Annotated in this window: 1 protein-coding gene; it reads left to right on the top strand. The window is 41.2% G+C overall.

The genetic code is table 11. The features are described from left to right. Positions 1–39 precede the first annotated feature (39 nt). Positions 40–1,194 carry an IS256 family transposase gene (locus HMPREF9431_RS11880; protein ID WP_004381581.1) on the top strand — a complete coding sequence of 385 codons (1,155 nt, stop codon included), beginning with the start codon at positions 40–42 and terminating at the stop codon, positions 1,192–1,194. The last annotated feature ends 45 nt before the right edge of the window (positions 1,195–1,239 follow it).

Raw genomic sequence — 1,239 nt, 5'->3', positions numbered from 1 at the left:
TTCTTATCTTTGCATTAAGTAATAAAAAACAACAAGAATATGGAACTTACACAAGGACAAATTTCGGAAATTATTTCGAATTACACAAGTAGCAGTGAAGGTTTTGTCACACTTCAATCGTTGATTATGAATTCTTTGATGGCCCACGAGCGCGAATTATTCGTCAAAGCGAATAAGAATGAGCAATGCAATGGCTTTCGTCCTCGCCGTTGGTATTGTAAGGGCTATACGTTCGTCTTGCGCATACCACGTAGCCGTAGCGGCAATTTCTATCCCGTACTTTTAGGGATTATTCGTAGCGAATGTGAAGAGCGTGCCGCCTTGGTTTATCAACTTTATACCAAGGGACTTACCACCGAGCAGATTAGTGAGGTGATAGAGACGGTTTATGGTCGGGCTTATAGTAAACAGCAAATCTCTTACTTGGCCAACAGTTGTCGGGAAGATGTTGAAGCATGGCTCAATCGTCGACTGTCAGCCCATTATCCGGCTATCTATATTGATGCCACCTTTATCGCTACCCGGAGGGATCAGCAAGTATCCAAGGAAGCCTACTATACCATACTGGGCGTGTTGGAGGACGGAAGTCGGGAAGTGCTTACCATTGTCAATTATCCAACCGAAGGTGCATTATGCTGGAAAGAAGTGCTTAACAGTTTGAAAGAGCGAGGGGTTGAGCAGATTGATTTAGTGATATCTGATGCCCTTCAAGGCATTGAAAACGCCGTATGTTCGGCTTTTCCGCAAGCAGCCCATCAATTTTGTGTTGCCCATGTCAAACGGCAGATATTAAACAGCGTCTCATATAAAGACAAACCCATAGTTAATCAAGAACTCAATGAAGTATTCACCTTGGAGAACAAAGAGCGCAAATCTTTGCAAGGTTACGAACATTTTATTACTTTTGTAAATCGATGGGAAAAGAAATACCCCGTGTTACGCAAATATAAAGCCGAGCGTAATATTGCTTATTTCACCTATATGGACTTCCCTGTAGAAGTACAGAGATGCATTTATACGACAAATTGGATTGAGCGGCTCAACAGAAAGTATAAAAGAACCATTAAGATGAGAGCTGCAATGCCGTCAAGTCAATCGGTTTTATTTCTGTTGGCATCTGTTGCAATGGAAGAAACACAGACTACATATCGAAGGAAAGTCTATCAATGGAGATGTTGGAAAGAGAGTAAATAATTTTGAACAAAATGGAAGATATGGGAAATTATGGTTACACACTTT

It is taken from the genome of Segatella oulorum F0390 (assembly GCF_000224615.1).
Lineage (GTDB): Bacteria > Bacteroidota > Bacteroidia > Bacteroidales > Bacteroidaceae > Prevotella > Prevotella oulorum.
Note: the sequence above shows the minus strand (reverse complement) of the source record. Positions and strands in the feature narration are given on the sequence as shown.

Coding starts and splice junctions, on each gene's coding strand:
- HMPREF9431_RS11880 (WP_004381581.1), top strand. CDS start 40: ATGGAACTTACACAAGGACAAATTTCGGAAATTATTTCGAATTACACA.